Source organism: Sorangium sp. So ce394 (assembly GCF_051474665.1).
GTDB lineage: Bacteria > Myxococcota_A > Polyangia > Polyangiales > Polyangiaceae > Sorangium > Sorangium cellulosum_D.
The window spans coordinates 11,951,137-11,968,836 of record NZ_CP150339.1 but is presented as its reverse complement, the minus strand read 5'-3'; the positions used below and the strand labels follow the sequence as shown (position 1 = coordinate 11,968,836).

14 protein-coding genes are annotated in these 17,700 nt (G+C 74.7%); 7 read left to right on the top strand and 7 right to left on the bottom strand.

The genetic code is table 11. From position 1 onward, the window contains the following. Window positions 1-97: 97 nt before the first annotated feature. Both WMF33_RS44270 and WMF33_RS44265 read right to left on the bottom strand, forming a co-directional pair. Window positions 98-1,099, bottom strand: a complete 1,002-nt coding sequence (locus tag WMF33_RS44270) for an NAD-dependent epimerase/dehydratase family protein (protein WP_437334220.1) — start codon at window positions 1,097-1,099, stop codon at window positions 98-100. After that, the gene (locus tag WMF33_RS44265; RefSeq protein ID WP_437334219.1) at window positions 1,096-5,670 is read right to left on the bottom strand and encodes an AMP-binding protein; all 4,575 of its coding nucleotides are present in this window, start codon (window positions 5,668-5,670) and stop codon (window positions 1,096-1,098) included. The genes WMF33_RS44270 and WMF33_RS44265 overlap by 4 nt, the downstream gene beginning before the upstream one ends. Before the next feature lie 435 nt (window positions 5,671-6,105). On the opposite strand from WMF33_RS44265, the gene WMF33_RS44260 reads away from it, so the two are divergent. Beyond that, on the top strand, window positions 6,106-6,891 hold the full coding sequence (locus WMF33_RS44260) for a deoxyribonuclease IV (RefSeq protein WP_437334218.1): 786 nt from the start codon (window positions 6,106-6,108) through the stop codon (window positions 6,889-6,891). A 5-nt stretch (window positions 6,892-6,896) separates the two neighbouring features. On the opposite strand, the gene hutU is transcribed toward WMF33_RS44260, so the two are convergent. Then, complete coding sequence (gene hutU / locus WMF33_RS44255) at window positions 6,897-8,570, bottom strand: urocanate hydratase (RefSeq protein WP_437334217.1); 1,674 nt, start codon at window positions 8,568-8,570, stop codon at window positions 6,897-6,899. Between the two features lie 205 nt (window positions 8,571-8,775). On the opposite strand from hutU, the gene WMF33_RS44250 reads away from it, so the two are divergent. After that, a complete protein-coding gene (locus tag WMF33_RS44250) occupies window positions 8,776-9,063 on the top strand; it encodes a hypothetical protein (RefSeq protein WP_061622496.1) in 288 nt (95 codons plus the stop codon). A gap of 21 nt (window positions 9,064-9,084) precedes the next feature. Here the strand turns inward: WMF33_RS44250 and WMF33_RS44245 are convergent, their stop codons facing one another. The 4 genes from WMF33_RS44245 to WMF33_RS44230 all read right to left on the bottom strand — a co-directional run bounded on the left by WMF33_RS44245 (window position 9,085) and on the right by WMF33_RS44230 (window position 13,409). Continuing rightward, window positions 9,085-11,136, bottom strand: coding sequence for a protein kinase domain-containing protein (locus tag WMF33_RS44245; RefSeq protein ID WP_437334216.1), 2,052 nt, complete (start codon window positions 11,134-11,136; stop codon window positions 9,085-9,087). A gap of 25 nt (window positions 11,137-11,161) precedes the next feature. Next, window positions 11,162-12,133, bottom strand: a complete 972-nt coding sequence (locus tag WMF33_RS44240; protein WP_437334215.1) for a hypothetical protein — start codon at window positions 12,131-12,133, stop codon at window positions 11,162-11,164. A gap of 97 nt (window positions 12,134-12,230) precedes the next feature. Continuing rightward, the gene (locus WMF33_RS44235) at window positions 12,231-13,010 is read right to left on the bottom strand and encodes a hypothetical protein (RefSeq protein ID WP_437334214.1); all 780 of its coding nucleotides are present in this window, start codon (window positions 13,008-13,010) and stop codon (window positions 12,231-12,233) included. 93 nt (window positions 13,011-13,103) lie between these two features. Beyond that, complete coding sequence (locus tag WMF33_RS44230; RefSeq protein ID WP_061621589.1) at window positions 13,104-13,409, bottom strand: YfhL family 4Fe-4S dicluster ferredoxin; 306 nt, start codon at window positions 13,407-13,409, stop codon at window positions 13,104-13,106. A 160-nt stretch (window positions 13,410-13,569) separates the two neighbouring features. Between WMF33_RS44230 and WMF33_RS44225 the strand changes: the two genes are divergently transcribed. From WMF33_RS44225 to WMF33_RS44205, 5 genes are all read left to right on the top strand, one after another. Next, complete coding sequence (locus tag WMF33_RS44225) at window positions 13,570-14,298, top strand: hypothetical protein (protein ID WP_437334213.1); 729 nt, start codon at window positions 13,570-13,572, stop codon at window positions 14,296-14,298. A gap of 53 nt (window positions 14,299-14,351) precedes the next feature. Then, window positions 14,352-15,398: a HEAT repeat domain-containing protein gene (locus WMF33_RS44220; RefSeq protein ID WP_437334212.1), complete on the top strand. Its 1,047-nt coding sequence runs from the start codon at window positions 14,352-14,354 to the stop codon at window positions 15,396-15,398. Next, window positions 15,395-16,009 (top strand): DUF4149 domain-containing protein, encoded by a 615-nt coding sequence (locus tag WMF33_RS44215; protein WP_437334211.1) that lies wholly within the window; start codon window positions 15,395-15,397, stop codon window positions 16,007-16,009. Before WMF33_RS44220 ends, WMF33_RS44215 begins: the two co-directional genes overlap by 4 nt. Before the next feature lie 108 nt (window positions 16,010-16,117). After that, window positions 16,118-16,393, top strand: coding sequence for a hypothetical protein (locus WMF33_RS44210; RefSeq protein ID WP_437334210.1), 276 nt, complete (start codon window positions 16,118-16,120; stop codon window positions 16,391-16,393). A gap of 107 nt (window positions 16,394-16,500) precedes the next feature. Then, on the top strand, window positions 16,501-17,691 hold the full coding sequence (locus tag WMF33_RS44205) for a thiamine pyrophosphate-dependent dehydrogenase E1 component subunit alpha (RefSeq protein WP_437334209.1): 1,191 nt from the start codon (window positions 16,501-16,503) through the stop codon (window positions 17,689-17,691). Window positions 17,692-17,700: the final 9 nt, after the last annotated feature.

Here is a 17,700-nt window from a genome sequence, read left to right as displayed (position 1 = left end):
CAACTTGGCGCGTGCGGGGGTGGTGACGGACCACCATCGACGCTTCAATGGAAGTGCTGCTCTTGCTGGTCCAGCGCACCTCGGCGCGCGGCGTGGCCTACGGCTGCGGCCAGACGACGCCGCGCGCGCGCAGATCGGCGACGGTGTCCGCCAGCGTCTCGAGCGGGTCGCGGGGCGTCCAGCCGAGCTCTCGCCGGGCCTTCGTCGCGTCGAGGTACCAGAAGTGCTGGCCCATCTCGGCCGACACCGGGTCGACCGGCAGGTCGAACGGCAGCCGCTTCCGCGCCCGCTCGATGAGGTGCGCGCCCGCCTTGGCGAGCGCGATGCTCCGCGGCAGCCGCAGGGCCGGGGCCGGGACGCCCGAGACCCGCGAGAGGCGGTGGAAGAAGACGTCGAGGCTCATGTTGGCGGCGCCGAGCAGGTAGCGCTCGCCCGGGCGGCCCTTCTCCATCGCCAGCACCATCCCCTGCGCCGCGTCGCGGGCGTCGACGAAGGAGAGGCCGCCCGCGGGGATGAAGGGGAGCCGGCGCTCGAGGAAGCTCACGACGTCCCCCGTCGACGCGCCGTGGACGTCGCCCGGGCCGAGCAGGATGCTCGGGTTGACGGCGACGACCTCGAAGCCTGGCCCGTTGCGATCGAAGGCCGCGCGCTCGGCGTACAGCTTCGAGCGGTAGTAGGGCCAGCCGGCGATGATGTCCATCGGCGGCTCCGCCGTCTCGTCGCGGATGTCGTCCGGATCCCGGCTCACCGCCACGACGCCGCTCGTGCTCGCGATCACCGCGCGCTTCACCCCCGCGCCGCGGCAGGCGTCGAGGGTGATCTTGGTCCCCTCGACGTGCGTCCGGTAGAGCGCCTCGGCGTCCTCGCGGCGCCGCGACACGCGCCCGGCGCAGTGGAAGAGGCCCTCGCAGCCCTCGGCGGCGGCGCGGACCGACGCCGCGTCGAGGACGTCCCCGCGGCGGAGCGCGACGCCTTGCTCGGCGAGCGCGGGCGCCTCCGCCCGGCAGAGCGCCACGACGTCGTGGCCCGCCCCGCGCAGCGCCGAGACGAGGTGCGAGCCCAGAAAACCGGTCGCGCCGGTGACGAGGTAGCGGCTCATGCGAGATCGAAAACCTTCTGGAAGGTCTGGAGGAGGGAGATGTCGTTCGATTTCACGAGGCCCGTCATGAACTCCATCGGGCTCGGCGTGTAGGCCTCCCGGACGATCTTGGTGAAGATCTCCGGCGTCGTCTTGAGGACGCAGTCCGCCTGCTGGCTCGGCTTGCCGATCCGCGCCTCGCAGCTGGCCGGATCGATCCGCAGCGTCCACTTCGCCTCCTCCTCCGCCCCGAGCGTGACGTAGTAGGTGATCGGCTGGGTGACCCGCCCGGCCACGTACTTCGACTCGAGCTCGCGGAACAGGACCGTGAGCGGGTGCTCCTTCGTGGTGGCGGCCTGATCGATGCTCTCGACCCGGCGCAGGTCGAGGGCGCCGCCCTCCTTGAGCTTGATCACGGCGAGCTGCGTGAGCTCCGCGACCTTGCGGCAGGCCAGCGCGTACTTCATCCCGGCGGTGAGCCGGCGGAGGTCGGCGATCTCGAGCGGCGGCCCGATGCGCGCGACCAGATCGCGGCGGATCGGGACGCTGCGCCCCTTGGGGAGCGCCTCGAAGGTCCCGCCCAGGTAGAGGGGCAGGATGTCGACGTTGTGCGTGAGCGCGAGGTGCCCGATCGCCGGCTTGAACTCCAGGATGCTGCCGTCGGGGCTGCGCGTGCCCTCGGGGAAGAGCAGCACGGTCCGCCCGCGGTCGAGGATCTCGCCGGTCTGGCGCAGCGCCGTGCGCAGGCCGCCCTTGCGGTCGAAGGGCGCCAGGTTCGTGAGGTTCTCGAAGTAGGCGCGCCGCCAGCGGTTGCCCTCGAAGAAGTAGTCCTGGGCGGCGAGCGAGACGATGCCGTCGCCGTAGCTGCCCAGCGCGAACTTCACGAGCCCCATGTCGAGGTGGCTCGCGTGGTTCGAGACGACGATGGTGTTGCGGTTGTGCGGGATGAACGCGCGCCCGTAGACCTTCGGGCGCATGACGTTCCCGTAGAAGCCGGACTGGACCTTGTTCATCCAGTGCTTCGCGAAGTCGGCCACCGGGCGGGGGATGTGGATCGGCTCCTCGCCCGGCTTGTGCGACGCCGGCTCGGCGGCCGCGGCGCTGGCGTCCTGTGCGAGCGCCCCCGCGCCCGCCTCGGCGGCCGAGGCGGCGAGCCGCTCGACGATCGCCTTCACCTCGGCGCGCTTCACCTGGCCGGACGCGGTGCGCGGCAGGTCGGCGTCGTGGAGGTGCACGGCCATGGGGTGGCACGGCTTGGGCAGCGCCTGGATCGCCGTGCGGAGCGCGTCGAGCGCGCGCTCGTGCTGCGCCGCCCGCGCGAGCGCCTCGTCGCCGCCCTCGCCCTTCGCGCTCGGCGCCGCGGGGACGGCGAGGCAGGCGACCTGCTCGCCGCCGCGGCCGTTGTCGATCCCGACGATCGCGAGCTCCTTCACGTGCGCGACCTTGCCGAGCTGGCGCTCGACGTCGGCCGGGTACACGTTCTCGCCCTTCGCCGCGGTGATCACCTCGCTCTGCCGGCCGACGAGGACGAGCCGCCCCTGCTTGTCGAGCCTGCCGAGATCGCCCGTGTGGAGCCACCCGTCCGCGTCGAGCGCGGCCTCGGTCGCGCCGGCGCCGTCGGCGTAGCCCTTCATGACGTTGGGGCCGCGCGCGAGCACCTCGCCGACGCCGCTCGCGTCCGGGTTCGCGATCTTGATCTGCACGCCGGGGATCGGCTTGCCCACGTTCCCGGGGCTCACCGTCGGCGACGGCTTGGCGACGGTCAGGAGCGGCGCCGCCTCGGTCAGGCCGTAGCCCTCGGCGAGCGGCAGGCCGAGCCCCTTGAACACGGCGGCGGTGTCCTTGGGGAGCGCGGCGCCGCCGGAGATGAGGAAGCGGACGTTGCCGCCGAGCGCCTCGTGGACGCTCCCGAAGAAGAGCCGCCCCACGTTCAGCCCGAAGCGCTTGCCGAGCATGCGGTTCAGCTCCATCGCCCAGCTGAAGGCGGCGGCCGCGGCGGGCCCTTGCTCCTTCACGCGGGCGACGATCTGGCGTTCCAGCATCTGCCAGAGCGCCGGCACGCCGACCATCGCCGTGACGCGGGCCCGCTTCAGCCCGTCGGTCACCCGGTCGGCCGAGACCTCGTCGAGGTAGATGATCCGCGCGCCCTGCGACAGCGGCAGGAGCAGGCCGCAGGTGACCTCGAAGGTCTGGTGGAGCGGCAGCACGCTGAGCACGCGATCGCTCGCCTTGAGCGGGAACAGCGGGGCGAGGGCGGCGAGCAGCGCGGTGAAGTTGCCGTGCGTGAGCAGCACGGCCTTCGGCTCCCCGGTCGTGCCGCTCGTGTAGACGACGCTCGCGACGTCCTCGCTGCCCACGCGCACGTCCGGGGGCGCGAGCCCCTCGCCGGACGCCGGGCCCAGGCCGGCCACGCGGCCCTCGGCGAAGCCGCAGAGGTCGAAGGCGTACAGGTTCGGCAGCGCCGCGCGCACCGCGGCGCCGATCTTCTCCTCGACGCCGCCGTCCCAGAGCACGACCTTCGCCGTCGACGAGCGGACGATGCCCGCGAACGCCTCCGCGTCGAGCGCGGGGTCGATCGGCACAGCGACGGCGCCCGCGCGGAGGATGCCGAAGTAGGCGATGGGCCACGACGGCTGGTTCTCGCCGGAGAGCGCCACGCGATCGCCGCGGCGGACGCCGAGGGCGGCGAGGCGCGCGGCCGTCTGGCAGGCGGCGTCGCGGAGCTCGCGGTAGCTCGTGCGCGAGAGCCCGTCCTGCTCGATCCGCTGGAGGGAGAGCGCGTGATCGAAGCGCTCGGCGACCTCGTCGAGCAGGTCGACGAGGCTGTCGTAGGGCCGGAGCGGCTTGATCTCCCGGCGGAGCATGTCCTCCATGAGCGGGAAGGCCCACTTCTCCAGGCCGGGGAGGTGGACGTTCCAGATGTAGTCGCGCCAGTCGATCGCCTCGGGCGCCCAGGTGAAGCGCGCCCGCTCCTCGGGCGGCATGCGGGCCATCGCGGCGCGCGTGTTGGCGCACGAGTAGACCCAGTCGGCCTCCGCGACGAACGGCATGAAGACCTCGAGGAGGGTGGCCGTCCTCTGCTCGGCCTTGGCGGCGCTCTCCAGCGCGGCGGCCGCCGGCTTGAGCAGGGCCGCGGCGGGGCCGACGCTCGCCGACTTGAGCAGCCCGCCGAGGCCGCGGAGCGCGCCCTCGATGGCGCGCGCGCCGTGCGCGCCGTACTGCTGCCGCGTGAGGCCGCGCGGCTCGAACCGGGACGACACGATGTCGAAGAGCGCGGTCTTCTTCCCCTCGAAGACCTGACGTCGCTTGTAGAGCCCGGCGAGCTCCAGGTAGCGCGTCACGCGGCAGCCGTTCGTGTCGGTCGACCCGTACTGGTACACGGCGGGCGCGCGGCCCTCGATGAGCTCGCAGAGCGAGGCGATCATGCCGCTCGCGGTCATGTCGACCGGGATGAGGTCGAGCCGCACGTCGTGGTCGCCCGGGAACTGCACTTGCCCCTTCGACGCGAGGTAGAGGTAGGGCGCCGAGGTGTTGATCCCCTCGTTCCAGCCGCAGAACGGGAACTCGACGGCGGTCTCGACGACGGCGGGGCGCACGATGGTGAAGGGCAGCCCGGAGCTCGCGAGGACCTGCTCGCCGATGCTCTTCGTGTAGGTGTAGATGTTGGTCCACCCCCAGAAGAGCGCGCGCTCCTTGCCGGCCTCGACGAGCCGGTCCTTGATGAACTTGCGCTTCACCCTGGCGAGCTCGTTCTCGAGCGCGCTGCCGCGGCTCGGCTCGCCGCGTGCGGCCAGGTTGGCCTTGGCCTCGTCGAGGAAGGCGCTCTGCCGGAAGGCGTCCTCGCACCGCTGGCGCGCCTGCTTCACGAGGTCGAGGCACTCGCTGATCTCGCGCTGCGGGTCCCAGTGCGATCGATCGAGGGTGCGCTTCGGGCAGGCGGCGCCGAACCACGTCTCGCCCGCGGCGCGGGGGAAGGGGATCTCGGCCGGGTGGTTCTCCTCGATGAGCCCGGAGCGGTACCCCGCGACGAAGCAGGTGCTTGTGTGCATCACCTTGGCCCCGAGGGCCCGTGCGAGCTCGACCAGGTTGCTGATGCCGAACGCGTTGACCTCGAGCGCCTCGTCGAGCGGGGGGTTGAAGTCGACGACCCCGGCGACGTTCACGACGGCGGCGACCTTGCCGGTGAGCTCCCCCACGCGGTCGCTGAGCCCGAGCATCGGCTGGCCGACGTTGCCGTTCATGGGGGTGATCTTCCGCCGCAGGTACTCCTCGAAGGCGGGCCCCGGGTGCTGCTCGCGGATCGGGTCGAACACGGGCGAGGTCGCGATCTGCGACCAGAAGCGCTCCTCGGGCGACTGGCTGTCCTTGGCGCGGACGAGCAGGTAGATGTGGTCGATCTCCGGGAACCTGGCGAGCAGCATGGCCAGCCAGACCTTGCCGAGGAACCCGGTGCCTCCGACCACCACGAGCCGCTTGCCCGAGAGCACCTGAGACGGCACCAGCGGCGGGGCCGCCGCGGTTTCCTCGCCCTTGGCCGCACCCGGCGACCCCGGCTCCACCCCGCGGGCGCCGGCCCCGTTCGTAACACCCATATGGCTCATCGAGACTCCAGGAAGGCCGCTCAATTCGCGCCTGGGCCGGAACGCGTCAAGGGTGAGGTGCCGCGAACGGAGGTTCGCGCCCTCCCGGCATGGGGTTTGCTCGCGGGTTTGCGCGCGGAATCGGGGTCCTCGCGGAGGATCGGACGGCGTGTTCCTGGGGTCGCGGTCGCGCGCGCGTCGCGGCGGCGTGGCAGATCCGTCGCGCTCGGAGGAATGGCTTGCCGGCGCGCGGGGCGCGACCCAAGCAGTGCGGCCGATGATCTTCGGGGCGCACGAGTCCGTGGCCGGCGGCCTCCACCGCGCGATCGCGCTGGCGGGTGAGGATCGCTGCGAGGTGCTGCAGATCTTCACCAAGGTCTCGGGCCAGTGGCGGGAGCCTGCGCTCGGCGCGGAGCAGATCGCCGCGTTCCGGGCCGCGCGCGCGGCGTGGCCGCGCGCGCGGCGTGGGCGGGCGCGGGCGCGGGCGCGACGCTCGCCCACGCGAGCTACCTCATCAACCTGTGCGCCGACGACGCCTCGATCCTCGAGCGCTCGCGGGAGGCGCTGTTCCAGGAGCTCGCGCGCTGCGACGCGCTCGGGATCGACTTCGTCGTGTTCCACCCGGGCGCGCACCGCGGGCTCGGCGAGGAGGCCGGCCTCGATCGCATCGGCGAGAGCCTCGCGATCGTGCTCTCGCGGGGGCAGGGGCTCCGCGCGCAGCTGTGCATCGAGAACATGGCCGGGCAGGGGTCGACGCTCGGCGATCGCCTCGATCACATCGCCGCGATGATCGAGCGCGCCGGGCCCGAGGGGGCGCGGCTCGGGGTCTGCATCGACACGCAGCACGCGTTCGCGGCGGGGCACGATCTCCGGAGCGAGGCCGGCTACGCGCGGTTCTTCGGCGATTTCGACCGGCTGCTCGGCATGGATCGGCTGCGGTGCATGCACGTGAACGACTCGAAGGCGGCGCTCGGCCAGCGGGTCGATCGGCACGAGCGCATCGGCGACGGGGAGATGGGGCTCGCGCCGTTCTGGCGCCTCGCGAACGACGCGCGGCTCGCGCGCGTGCCGGCGGTGGTCGAGCTGCCGCCGCTCTCCAAGGAGCGGCGCGGCTACGCGGAGGAGATCGCGCGGCTGCGCGCCCTCCGGGGCGCGCCCGAGCCGGCAGCGGCGCCGCCCCCCGCCGATGCCCGACCGCCGACGAAGCGCAAGCCGCGCGCCCCTCGAGGCTGACGCCGTCACCTCGCCCGGTGCGGCACCCGGACGCCCTTCTCGTCCGCCACGCGGATCGCCGTCTCGTACCCCGCGTCCGCGTGCCGGATGATCCCCATCCCCGGGTCGATGGTGAGCACCCGCTCGAGCCGCCGCCGCGCGGCCTCGGTGCCGTCGGCGACGATCACCATCCCGGCGTGCAGCGAGTTGCCGATCCCGACGCCGCCGCCGTGGTGGAAGCTGACCCACGACGCGCCGCCGGCCGTGTTCGCGAGCGCGTTAAGGATCGCCCAGTCGGCGATCGCGTCCGAGCCGTCCTTCATCGCCTCCGTCTCGCGGAACGGGGACGCGACCGACCCGCAGTCGAGGTGGTCGCGCCCGATCACGAGCGGCGCCTTCACCCGGCCGGTGCGCACGAGCTCGTTGAAGGCGAGCCCCACCTTCGCGCGGTCGCCGTAGCCGAGCCAGCAGATGCGCGACGGGAGCCCCTGGAACGCGATCCTCTGCTCCGCGAGCTCGATCCACCTCCGGAGATCCGGGTCGCCCGGGACCGCCTCGAGCACCGCGCGGTCGGTGGCGAGGATGTCCTCGGGATCGCCCGAGAGCGCCACCCAGCGGAACGGGCCCTTGCCCTGGCAGAACAGCTCGCGCACGTACGCGGGCACGAAGCCGGGGATCGCGAACGCGCCCTGGCAGCCCGCCTCCATCGCGCAGGTGCGGATGTTGTTGCCGTAGTCGAAGACCTCGGCCCCGCGCCGCTGCATCTCGAGCATCGCCTCGACCTCGAGCCGCATCCCCGCCTTCGCGCGCGCGACGTACGCCGCGGGGTCGCGGGCGCGCAGCTCCGCCGCCTGCTCCAGCGTGAGCCCCGGCGGGACGTAGCCGACGAGCGGATCGTGCGCCGCGGTCTGCTCGGTGACGAGGTCCGGCGTGACGCCGCGGCGGACGAGCTCCGGGTAGACGTCGGCGGCGTTGCCGCAGAGGGCGATCGAGCGCGGCGCCCCGCGCCGGACGCCGTCGAGGACGGCGTCGAGGGCGCGGTCGAGGTCGTCGATGCGCTCGTCGACGTAGCGGGTGCGGAGCCGCTTCTCGATGCGCGCCGGGTCGATCTCGACGCCGAGGCAGGCCATGCCGGCCATGGTCGCGGCGAGCGGCTGCGCGCCGCCCATGCCGCCGAGCCCCGCGGTGAGCACCCAGCGGCCGCCGCCCGGCGCGCGCGCCGCGTGCGCCTTGCGCGCGGCGACGAACGTCTCGTACGTGCCCTGCACGATGCCCTGCGAGCCGATGTAGATCCAGGAGCCCGCGGTCATCTGTCCGTACATGGTCAGGCCCAGCGCCTCGAGGCGCCGGAACTCGTCCCACGTCGCCCACCGGCCCACGAGGTTCGAGTTCGCGAGGAGCACGCGGGGCGCGTCCGGGTGCGTGCGGAAGCGGCCCACCGCCTTGCCCGACTGCACGAGGAGCGTCTCGTCGTCCTCGAGCTCCCGGAGCTCGCGGACGATCACGTCGAACGCCTCCCACGATCGCGCGGCCTTCCCGGTGCCGCCGTAGACCACGAGGTCGTCGGGGCGCTCCGCGACCTCCGGATCCAGGTTGTTGTGGATCATCCGGAGCGCCGCCTCCTGGATCCACCCCTTGCAGCTCCGCTCGCTCCCGCGCGGCGCGCGCACCACCCGGGCCCCCTGCTCTCCGGTCGCCATGCTGTCGTGTACCCCAGCGGGCGGAGGCCGACCAGGCGGCGCGGCGCGCTCCGTGGCGCGCATCGCCGCGCGCCACGGAGCGCGCCGCGCCGGCGCGTGACGTAAGGCTGCTCGGCGCGCCCGGCGCAGCTCCAGGACAGCCGGCTTCGTCCGAACCAGAGTATGCTCGCCCGCGGCGCAGCAGCGCCCGACCCCGGGAGAATCCATGATCTCGACGATCCGTTCGGCCCTCGCGCGTTGCCCGGTTCGGGCCCTACCGCTCGCAGCCCTGGCGGTCTCCCTCGCGACCACGGGGTGCGACAAGGTCGGGTGCTTCGAGTGGACCAAGTACGAGGGGGCGTGCCCCTCCCAGGAAGAGGCGCTCGAGTACTTCGGCGGCTCCTCCTGCGGCGGCGAGGTCAAGTCGGTCGACAGCGAGCCCGAGTACGACGGCGACTACTGCTGCTACGACATCACCAAGCGCACCGACGACGCCCCCTGCGACCCCTTCTAGCGCCCGCTAGAGCTCGTCCAGCTAGAGCTCGTCCAGCGCGTTCCTGTCGAGCTCCTGGAGCGCCGCGAGATCCCGCGCCGCGAGCTCCTCCACGCTGCCTTCGGCCTCGCGCGGGTAGGCCAGCACGACCTCGCCGTCGTGCACGTAGAGGTGCTGGTCGTCGATGCGCCCGTGCGCGCCCCCCGCCGCGTGGAGCGCCGCGATCGCCTCGCCGAGGCGCGCCCGCTGGCCCCTGGTCAGGGCGCGCCCCTCGTCGGCGAGCGCGCGGCCCTGGGGCGGCGCCACCCACACCTCGCCGGCGGCGAGGTCGACCCGCAGGACGCACGGCAGCGCCGCGTGGCCGGCGCGCGCGAACGCCCGGGCCCGGGCGAGGGTCGCGTCGTCGAGCTGCAGCACGAGCACGTCGCGATCGAGCCAGACGTCGCGCCATCGCCCCTCCGTGTCGCGGCCGTCGCCGACCTCCAGCGTCGCCCCGAGCCGCGCCGCCGTCGACGGCGGCGCCTCGCTCGACCTGGGCCGGGCGCTCGCGCGCGCGCGCCGCGGCCGCGGGCTCTCCGGCCAGGGGAGCGCCGTGATCGCGCGCCGCGCCTCGAACGCGTCGCCCGGCCGCGCGGCCGGGTCCTCGGCGAGCAGCGCTGCCACGACCGCGTCGTGGGCCGCCGTGAGCTCCGGGTGCATCGTGCTCGGCGCAGGATCGAGCTGCCCGCCCACGGCGGGGGCGGGCGGCTCTCCGGTGAGCAGCTCGGCGAGCACCGCGCCGACGCCGTACAGGTCGCTCGCCAGCGTCGCCGGCCGGCCCATGCGCTGCTCCGGCGACATGTACGCGAACGTCCCGATCGCGCCGGCCGTGGCGGTGGTCGAGAGATCGCCGAGGTGCGCCGCGCCGAAGTCCGCGAGGTGCGCCGTCCCGATCTCGTCGAAGAGCACGTTGCTCGGCTTCACGTCGCGGTGGAGGATGCCGAGCCGGTGCGCCTCGCCGAGCGCGGACAGGAGCGCGCACGCGACCTCGACGGCGCGCGCGGGCGCGACCGGCTCCCCGCGGAGCCGCTCGATCAGGGAGCCGCCGGCCATCCAGGCGAGCACCATCGCGGGCCCCTCCGGGTGATAGGCGCGGAGCGCGACGACGTTCGGGTGCCGGAGCTGGGCGAGCGCGCGCGCCTCGCGCTCGAACCGGAGGAGCGCGTCGCGGCCCGCGCCGAACGCCGCGCCCGCGAAGATCTTCACGGCGACGCGCTCCGCCGTGATCCGGTCGCGCGCCTCCACCACGCGCGCGTGGGGGGTGGCCGTGACCTCGCGCAGGGTCTCGTAGCGCCCGAAGAGGAGCGGCCCGCCTGGCGCCGGGTCCGGCGCGGCGGGCTCCGCCGCGGGGACGGGCGACGAGAGCGCCTCCTCGCCGCGCGGGTCGAGCTGCGCGAGCTCGTCGCGCACGGTCCGCGCGGCGTCCTCGAGCCCGAGCGCGCTCAGGCAGCGGCAGAGCAGCGGCAGCGCGCGGGCGCGCTCCGCGGAGGAGGGCGGCAGGTGCTGCAGCGCCCGCACCGCCGCCTCGGTGCGGCCGTGGCGCGCGAGGAGCTCGCCGAGGGCGAGCCACGCCGCCGCGTCGCCCGGGCGGCGGCGGAGCGAGGCCTCGAGCACGCGCGCGCCGTCGGCGGGGCGGCCGGCGAGCTCGAAGCTCTCGGCGGCGCGGCGCGCGTCCTGGGCCGCGGTGAACGCCTCCGCGGCCGCGGCGTGGGCGCCGAGCGCAGCGAACAGCGCGCCGGCGTGGCGGGCGAACCCGCGCGCCGCGAGGTCGGCGGCGACGCGCAGCGCGGCGTCCCGGGGCGCGGCGGCGACGAGCGCGTCGAGCGCCTGGCGCGCCAGCGCGTCGTCGCCGCCGAGCGCGGCCATCAGCGCCGCGCGGGCCGGGTCCTCGGCGGCGAGCGCTTCCCTGGCCGCGCCGGCGAAGTCGCAGACCCGCTCGAGCAGCTCCGACGCGCCCGCGTGATCGCCGGCCGCCACGAGGAGCGCCGCGCCGCGCTCGCGCTGCCCGATCGCGGCGAGCTCGGCCGCGCGCCGTCGCAGGTCCTCGTACGTCACCCCGGCGCTGGTCGCGAGCCCGTCGTCAGTGCGCGGCGAGGCGCGCGCGGCCGTACACGGAGAGGTCGAAGCGCACCTCGCCGGCGTCGATCCCCGCGGCGCTGAACGGCACCTGCCGCGTGCGGTGCACGGCGAGCGTCGCGCTCGCGGGCAGGGGGCCGAGCGTCGAGGGATCCAGCAAGGAGCCCGGGATCACGCCCCTGCCCGTGTCCTTGAAGGCGCACCGCACGGTCGCGCCGTGCGCCGAGGTCACATCGACGTAGATGACGTCGCGCGCCCGGCCGGCGTCGCCGCCCTCGTCCGCGCGCCACTGCACCACCGCGCCGACCCCGGCGCCGAGCTCGACCCCGTCGGCCAGGTCGGCGTCGCCCACCCGCACCTCCTCGGGGCCGGCGGGGGCGTCGGCCTCGAAGGCGAACCGATCGAGCTGCCCCGAGCCGGAGCTCTCGAAGACGTAGCGCGCCGGCGCCGGCAGATCGCTCGTGGCGTCGCGCGACGTGTAGAAGACGCCGAAGACCAGGGCGCCCACGTCCGGGAATGCGCGGGCGGCGAGCGGCATTTCGGTGCTGTCGGTCCGCATCGTGACGTCGCCCGCGTCGAGCAGCTCGATCGGGCTGAGCGAGCTGAAGCTGCTCGCCGCATCGTCCTCGGCGGCGGGCGAGAGGACCATGCAGCTGCCGGCGGACGGGAGGACGAACGGCTGGCCGACCGCGCCCTCGGCGAGCTCGGGATCCATCGCGGAGGAGAGGCGCATGAACTTCGCGAGGACGTTGGTGACCGAGCCGGCGCCCTCGTCGGCCGCGCCCTCGGGCGCCGCGTCGTCGAGCTCGATGGGGGCGGCGTCCCGGCTCAGGTTGATCGCGCGCTCGACGCGAACGACCCCCTGGGTGACCACCCCGCTGACGTCGGTCGCGTCGCCCGCGACAGGCGCCGAACAGCCGATGAGAGCCGCACCGGCGAGGAGGCATGAGGTGGAGAGGGCGCCGTAGGGACGCATAGATCCGAGTCTAAGGCGGGTCCTCCGGCCGGGCAAGCGCCTGCGCTGGCCACGGAAACCGCGCAAGAATCCGCATTATTACAGCTTTACGGTCCGGTCAGAACGTGACCGTGAGGCCGCCGCCCGGGGCGATCGTGCCCTGGTCGATGGCGACCGGGGCGCCGCCGATCTCGCCCGTGGCGTGGTGGTACGTCGCTGTCGCCTCCAGGGCGACATGTACGTGGCGGAACCCGGCGCGCACGCCCAGCACGAACCCGAGCCGGAGGTGCTGGCCCGACGCGTCGACGAGGGGCCCGCGGGAGGCCGACCCGGCGGGCGGCAACCGCACCTCGCCGCCGAGGAGCTCGAGCCCGAGCCGCGGACCGAACCAGAGCGCGTAGAGATCGGCGTCCGACCGGAAGCCGAGCAGGATCGGGACGTCGACCCCGGCGCCGTAGACGTCGACGACGTCGCCCCCCGCCGCGGTCGGGCCCGGAGCGCCGGCGAAGAGCGCCGAGGCGCCGAGGCCGATCGACAGGGCCGCGTCGCCGAGCGGGAACGCGTGGCGCCCGTCGAGCCGGAGGGCGCGCCCCGAGTACGTCAGCCCTGCCTCGTTCCCGCCCTCGATCCCGACGCGGGCGCTGGCCCACGGCGCGACGCCCGGCGACACGGCGATCTCGGAGAGCTTCCGCTGCGCGGCGCCCTCGGCCGCTGCCGCGTCGCCGGCGGCGCCCGGCGGGGCGGCCGTCGCGCCGGCGACGACCATGTCGCCCGACAGGCCGGCGCCGACGCTCACCTTGCCCGGGTGAAGGACGTGGGCCGGATGGAGCAGCGGCCCGCTGCCATGGCAGCCCGCGCAGGCCCCCGCGAGGATCGCTGCGGCCCAGCGCCGGATCACGGTGTGACCCGGGCGCTGTGTTGAACCGACGGTGCCGGCGGAGACATGGGGAGCGCGGCCGAGAGGCGACGCGACGGTGCCCGGGATGACGCTCTACTTGCGGAAGCGCGAGGGGTAGTCGTTCGCGGCGGCACGCTTCTGCAGATCGGCATCGTCGGGGTGCAGCTTGATGGCGCGCGCGATGAGCGTCTCCTCGGTCTCGACGATCTGCGGGTTCGGCAGGCAGCACTCGACCGGGCACACCGCCTGGCACGCCTCGTGGTCGTAGAAGCCGACGCACTCCGTGCAGAGCTCCGGATCGATCACGTAGATCTCATCGCCCTCGCTGATGGCTTCGTTCGGGCATTCCGGCTCGCAGGCGCCGCAGTTGATGCAGTCTTCGGTGATGTAAGTCGCCATGGCCTTCGCTTCATTCTCCGGGGTCAACCCCGGTCCGGTCGTTTCTAGAGGCCTGAGGGCAAGGTGTCAATTCGGGCGGAAGGGAGCGCAGGTTCCGCGCGGCGGCGCTGGCGTATGCTTGCGCGCCGGCGCCCCTGCCGGTACTAAGCGGCCCTCCTCGATGCTCCGCCTCACCGGGCCCGCCCTCCTGCTCGCCGCACTCGGCGCCTCCTCGCTGCTCGCCGCATGCGGCCCGCAGATCGGCGACGCGTGCATCACGTCGCTCGATTGCGCCCAGCAAGAGCAGGAGCTCTTCTGCGACGGCACGCAGCCCGGCGGCTACTGCACGGTCTTCAACTGCGGGCCGGACAGCTGCCAGGGCAGCAGCGTCTGCGTCGCGTTCAACCCGGTGCTGGATCAGGCGTGCAGCGAGCTCGAGAACGTCCGCTGGCCGCGCTTCGAGCGGACGTTCTGCATGGCCACCTGCGACGACGACGACGACTGCCGCAGCGGCTACTCGTGCGTCGCGCTGCGCGACATCCGGAGCGCCGCGGCGATCCCGCCGGGCGAGCGCAGCGCCGCGATCATCGACGCCGAGCCGGAGGGCTCGAAGGCGTGCCTGCCGGATCCGTCCTCTCCCCCGAGCGCGCCCGGCGAGACCTCGGGCGACGTCGACAGCGGGCCCGGGGTCTGCGGGGCCGCGCCCGAGCAGCCCGCGTGGACGCCGTACACGCCGGGCGCGGGAGGCGAGGGCGGCGCCGGCGGCTCGGAGGGCGAGGGCGGCGCCGGCGGCTCGGACGGCGAGGGCGGCGCCGGCGGCTCGGACGGCGAGGGCGGCGCCGGCGGCTCGAACGGCGAGGGCGGCGGCGCTGGCGGCTCGGGCGGCGCCGGCGGCGCGGGCGGCGGCTGAGCGCCGCGCGGTGCGATCCGGCGTCGCGCGGCGACCGTGCTAGCGTTGGCCGCGTGTTCGGACCGGCACCCGCGAAGAGGACGCTCGAGGCTGCGCTGCGCGACGTCGCCTCGCAGAAGCCCGCCGTGCGCGTGGAGGCGGTGACCGATCTCGTCCCGTATGCCGCGACGGCGCGGGAGCGGGTCCTGCGCGCGATCGAGGGCGCGTTGCGCTCCGACGCGCACGCGGCCGTGCGCGCGGCGGCGGCGATCGCCCTCGCCGACACGAAGGCCGTCGAGGCGCTGCCCGCGCTGCTCCTCGCCGTCGAGGACGAGGACCCCAACGTCCGGCAGATGGCGATCACGGCGCTCGGCGAGATCGGCGACGTGCGCGCCACGGGCCGGCTCCGACGCGCGCTCTCGGACGAGCGGCCCGAGGTCCGCTTCCAGGCGGTCATCGCCTTCCCCCGCGTCTGCGCCCAGCCGGCCGACGCGCTCGAGGCCGTCATGCAGGCCACCCACGACGGCGACCCGCTCGTCTGCCACATCGCCCTGCGGATGTTCGAGGAGCTGGGCGAGCTGAACGGCGAGCTCCCCCCGCCGTGCATGGCGCGGGCGCGCGCGCTGCTCGGCCACGCGTCGCCGCTCGTCCGGGCCACGGCGGCGGTCGTCACCGCGCGCTTCGGCGATCCGGCGGGCCACGCGGTGCTCGTCGAGGTCGTGGAAGGCAAGCTCCGCGACGTCGACCACGAGGACGAGGCCGCGGCGATCGAGCTCTGCGGCGAGCTCGGCCTCGCCGCCTCGCGGAGCGCGCTCGAGCGGCGCGCCTTCGGGCGCCGGCTCGGCCTCGGCCGCGATCCGCTGCGCTGGCACGCGCGCGTCGCGCTCGCGCGGATGCGCCACGAGCGCGCGGTCCGCGAGATCCTGAGCGAGCTCGGCGCGTGGGACCGCCACCGGCGCACGCTCGCCGTCGCTGCCGCCGGCCGCGCGCGCCTCGCGGCCGCCCGGCCGGCGATCGAGGCGATGCGCGGCGACGACCGGAAGGCCGATCAGGGGGCCGTCGAGGAGGCGCTCGCCGCCATCGGTTCCGACGGTTCCGACGGTTCCGAGGTGGATGCATGAACGATGACGCCCAGTTCAGCGAGGCCGACCTCGCCCCGAGCCCCGAAGAGCGCGCCGCGTCGCGCCGCTTCCTGATCGATCGCGTGGCCGCGAGCGTGGCCGCGCTCGCGGCGGGCGCCTGGGCCGGCGGCGTCGTGACGCTGGGCGCCTGCGCCGCGCCGTTCGTCTTTCGGCTCACCCCGGCCCCCTTCTCCGGCGACGCGATGAGCGCGGCCTTCGCCCGCTTCGATCAGCTCGCGCTCGGCGCCGCCGTGATCCTCCTCGGCGCGGAGGTGGCGCGCACCTGGGCGGCGGGGCGCCGGGGCGCGAGCCGCGCGGCCCGCGTGCGCCGGGTCGTCGCCATGGCGATGGCCGGGTGCGCCGCGTACGTCGGCCTCGCGCTCACGCCCCGCATCGCGGCGCTCCACCGCGAGGGCGCGCGGCGCGGCGAGGGGGAGCGCGGCATGGAGCTCGAGCGCGCCCATCGCCGCGCCGAGCTCGTGAGCCGGTCGGAGGTGTTCCTCGGCGCGAGCCTCGTCGCGCTGCACGTCTTCACGCTCGGCGCGCGCCGCCCCGAGGAGGACGAGGACGACGAGGACGCCGCCGCGCCGCTGCCGCCCGGCCCGCGGTGAGGGCGCGGGGCGCACGTCACCCGCGCGGGCGCCGGCGCGGGGGCGCCGATCCGATCACCGGCGCGCGAGGCGCCGCCGCGCGGCGCGGCCAGGACAGGGAGAGACCAGATGCCGCGGGACAACAAGCTGTATAGCGGCTTCGTCAACCACGACTACATCCTCACGTTCTCGATCGCCGACGAGGAGAACCGCGCGCGCCTCGTCGCGCTCTGCGCCGGACCGTGGCAGGGCGACGAGGTCACGCCGGGCACCTGGGAGGTGTCCAACACGCTGAGCCCGGACCAGATGGAGCGCGCCATCCTCGATCTCATGGGCGACGCGGACCGCGCCGCCTATTACTACCTCTCCGACAGCAAGCGGATGTTCCGCGTCCTCCTCGGCTGAGCGCGGCGCGTGGGCCGGTTCGCGCCGGCGGGCGACCGGGCCGGGCGGTCCCGCGCCAGCGCGCCGAAGGGGCCGCGATCGCCGCCATTTCGCGGTATGGTCCGGCCATGAGCGAGCTGGAAGCCACGCCGCCCGGCGCCTCGATCAGGGCCGAAGGCGCCCCTCTACCTCACGCGCCGCCGCCCCGCGCGGGGGAGGCGGACGACGAGGGCTTGCTCAGCGTCCTCCGCGACGACGGAACGCTCGATCCCGCGACCGACCCCGGCCTGGCCGACGCGCTGCTCCTGCGCGCGTACCGCGAGATCAAGCGCCTCCGGCTGCTGGACGCGCGCATGCTCCTGCTCCAGCGGCAGGGGCGGGTCGGCTTCTACGGCGCGTGCACCGGCCAGGAGGCGACGCCGATCGCCGCCGCGCTCGCGCTCGAGCCCACGGACTGGATCTTCCCCGCGCTGCGCGAGAGCGTGATGATGCTGGTGCGCGGCTTCCCGCTCCGCACTTACGTGGCCCAGGTGTTCGGCAACTCGGGCGACCTCCTCAAGGGGCGCCAGATGCCGTCGCACATGAGCGGCCGGCAGGTGAACCAGGTGTCCTGGTCGAGCTGCATCGGCCCGCAGATCCCCCAGGCGGTCGGCGCCGCGTGGGCCGCGAGGTTGCGGCGCGACCGCACGGTGGTGGTGGGCTTCCTGGGTGACGGCGCGACGAGCGAGCCCGACTTCCACAGCGCGATGAACTTCGCCGGGGTCTTCAAGGCGCCCTGCGTGATGATCTGCCAGAACAACCACTGGGCGATCAGCGTGCCGACCGACCGGCAGACGGCCTCCAGGACGATCGCCATCAAGGGCCGCGCTTACGGCGTCCCGTCGGTGCGGGTCGACGGCAACGACGTCATCGCGGTCTACCGCGCCGTCTCCGAGGCGGTCGCGCGGGCCCGGGCCGGCGGCGGCCCCAGCTTCATCGAGGCGCTCACCTACCGGGTCGGCGCGCACTCCTCGAGCGACGACCCGAGCCGCTACCGGTCGCAGGAGGAGGTCGATCGCTGGACGGCGCGCGACCCCCTGCTGCGCCTCGGGCGCCACCTCGCCGCCCGCGGCCTGCTCGACGACGCCGCGGAGGCCGCCCTCGAGGCGGAGCTCAACGCCGAGATCGCCGCCGCCGTCGCGGAGGTCGAGGCGATGGACCCGCCCGCCCGCGAGACCCTGTTCGACGACGTCTACGCCGAGCTGCCCTGGCACCTGCGCGACCAGCGCGCGGAGCTCCTGCGCTCCCCGAAAGCGCCCGCGCACGGCGGCGGACGCTGACCACGGGAG

Coding starts and splice junctions, on each gene's coding strand:
- WMF33_RS44270 (WP_437334220.1), bottom strand. CDS start 1,099: ATGAGCCGCTACCTCGTCACCGGCGCGACCGGTTTTCTGGGCTCGCAC.
- WMF33_RS44265 (WP_437334219.1), bottom strand. CDS start 5,670: ATGGGTGTTACGAACGGGGCCGGCGCCCGCGGGGTGGAGCCGGGGTCG.
- hutU (WP_437334217.1), bottom strand. CDS start 8,570: ATGGCGACCGGAGAGCAGGGGGCCCGGGTGGTGCGCGCGCCGCGCGGG.
- WMF33_RS44250 (WP_061622496.1), top strand. CDS start 8,776: ATGATCTCGACGATCCGTTCGGCCCTCGCGCGTTGCCCGGTTCGGGCC.
- WMF33_RS44240 (WP_437334215.1), bottom strand. CDS start 12,133: ATGCGTCCCTACGGCGCCCTCTCCACCTCATGCCTCCTCGCCGGTGCG.
- WMF33_RS44230 (WP_061621589.1), bottom strand. CDS start 13,409: ATGGCGACTTACATCACCGAAGACTGCATCAACTGCGGCGCCTGCGAG.
- WMF33_RS44225 (WP_437334213.1), top strand. CDS start 13,570: ATGCTCCGCCTCACCGGGCCCGCCCTCCTGCTCGCCGCACTCGGCGCC.
- WMF33_RS44215 (WP_437334211.1), top strand. CDS start 15,395: ATGAACGATGACGCCCAGTTCAGCGAGGCCGACCTCGCCCCGAGCCCC.
- WMF33_RS44210 (WP_437334210.1), top strand. CDS start 16,118: ATGCCGCGGGACAACAAGCTGTATAGCGGCTTCGTCAACCACGACTAC.
- WMF33_RS44205 (WP_437334209.1), top strand. CDS start 16,501: ATGAGCGAGCTGGAAGCCACGCCGCCCGGCGCCTCGATCAGGGCCGAA.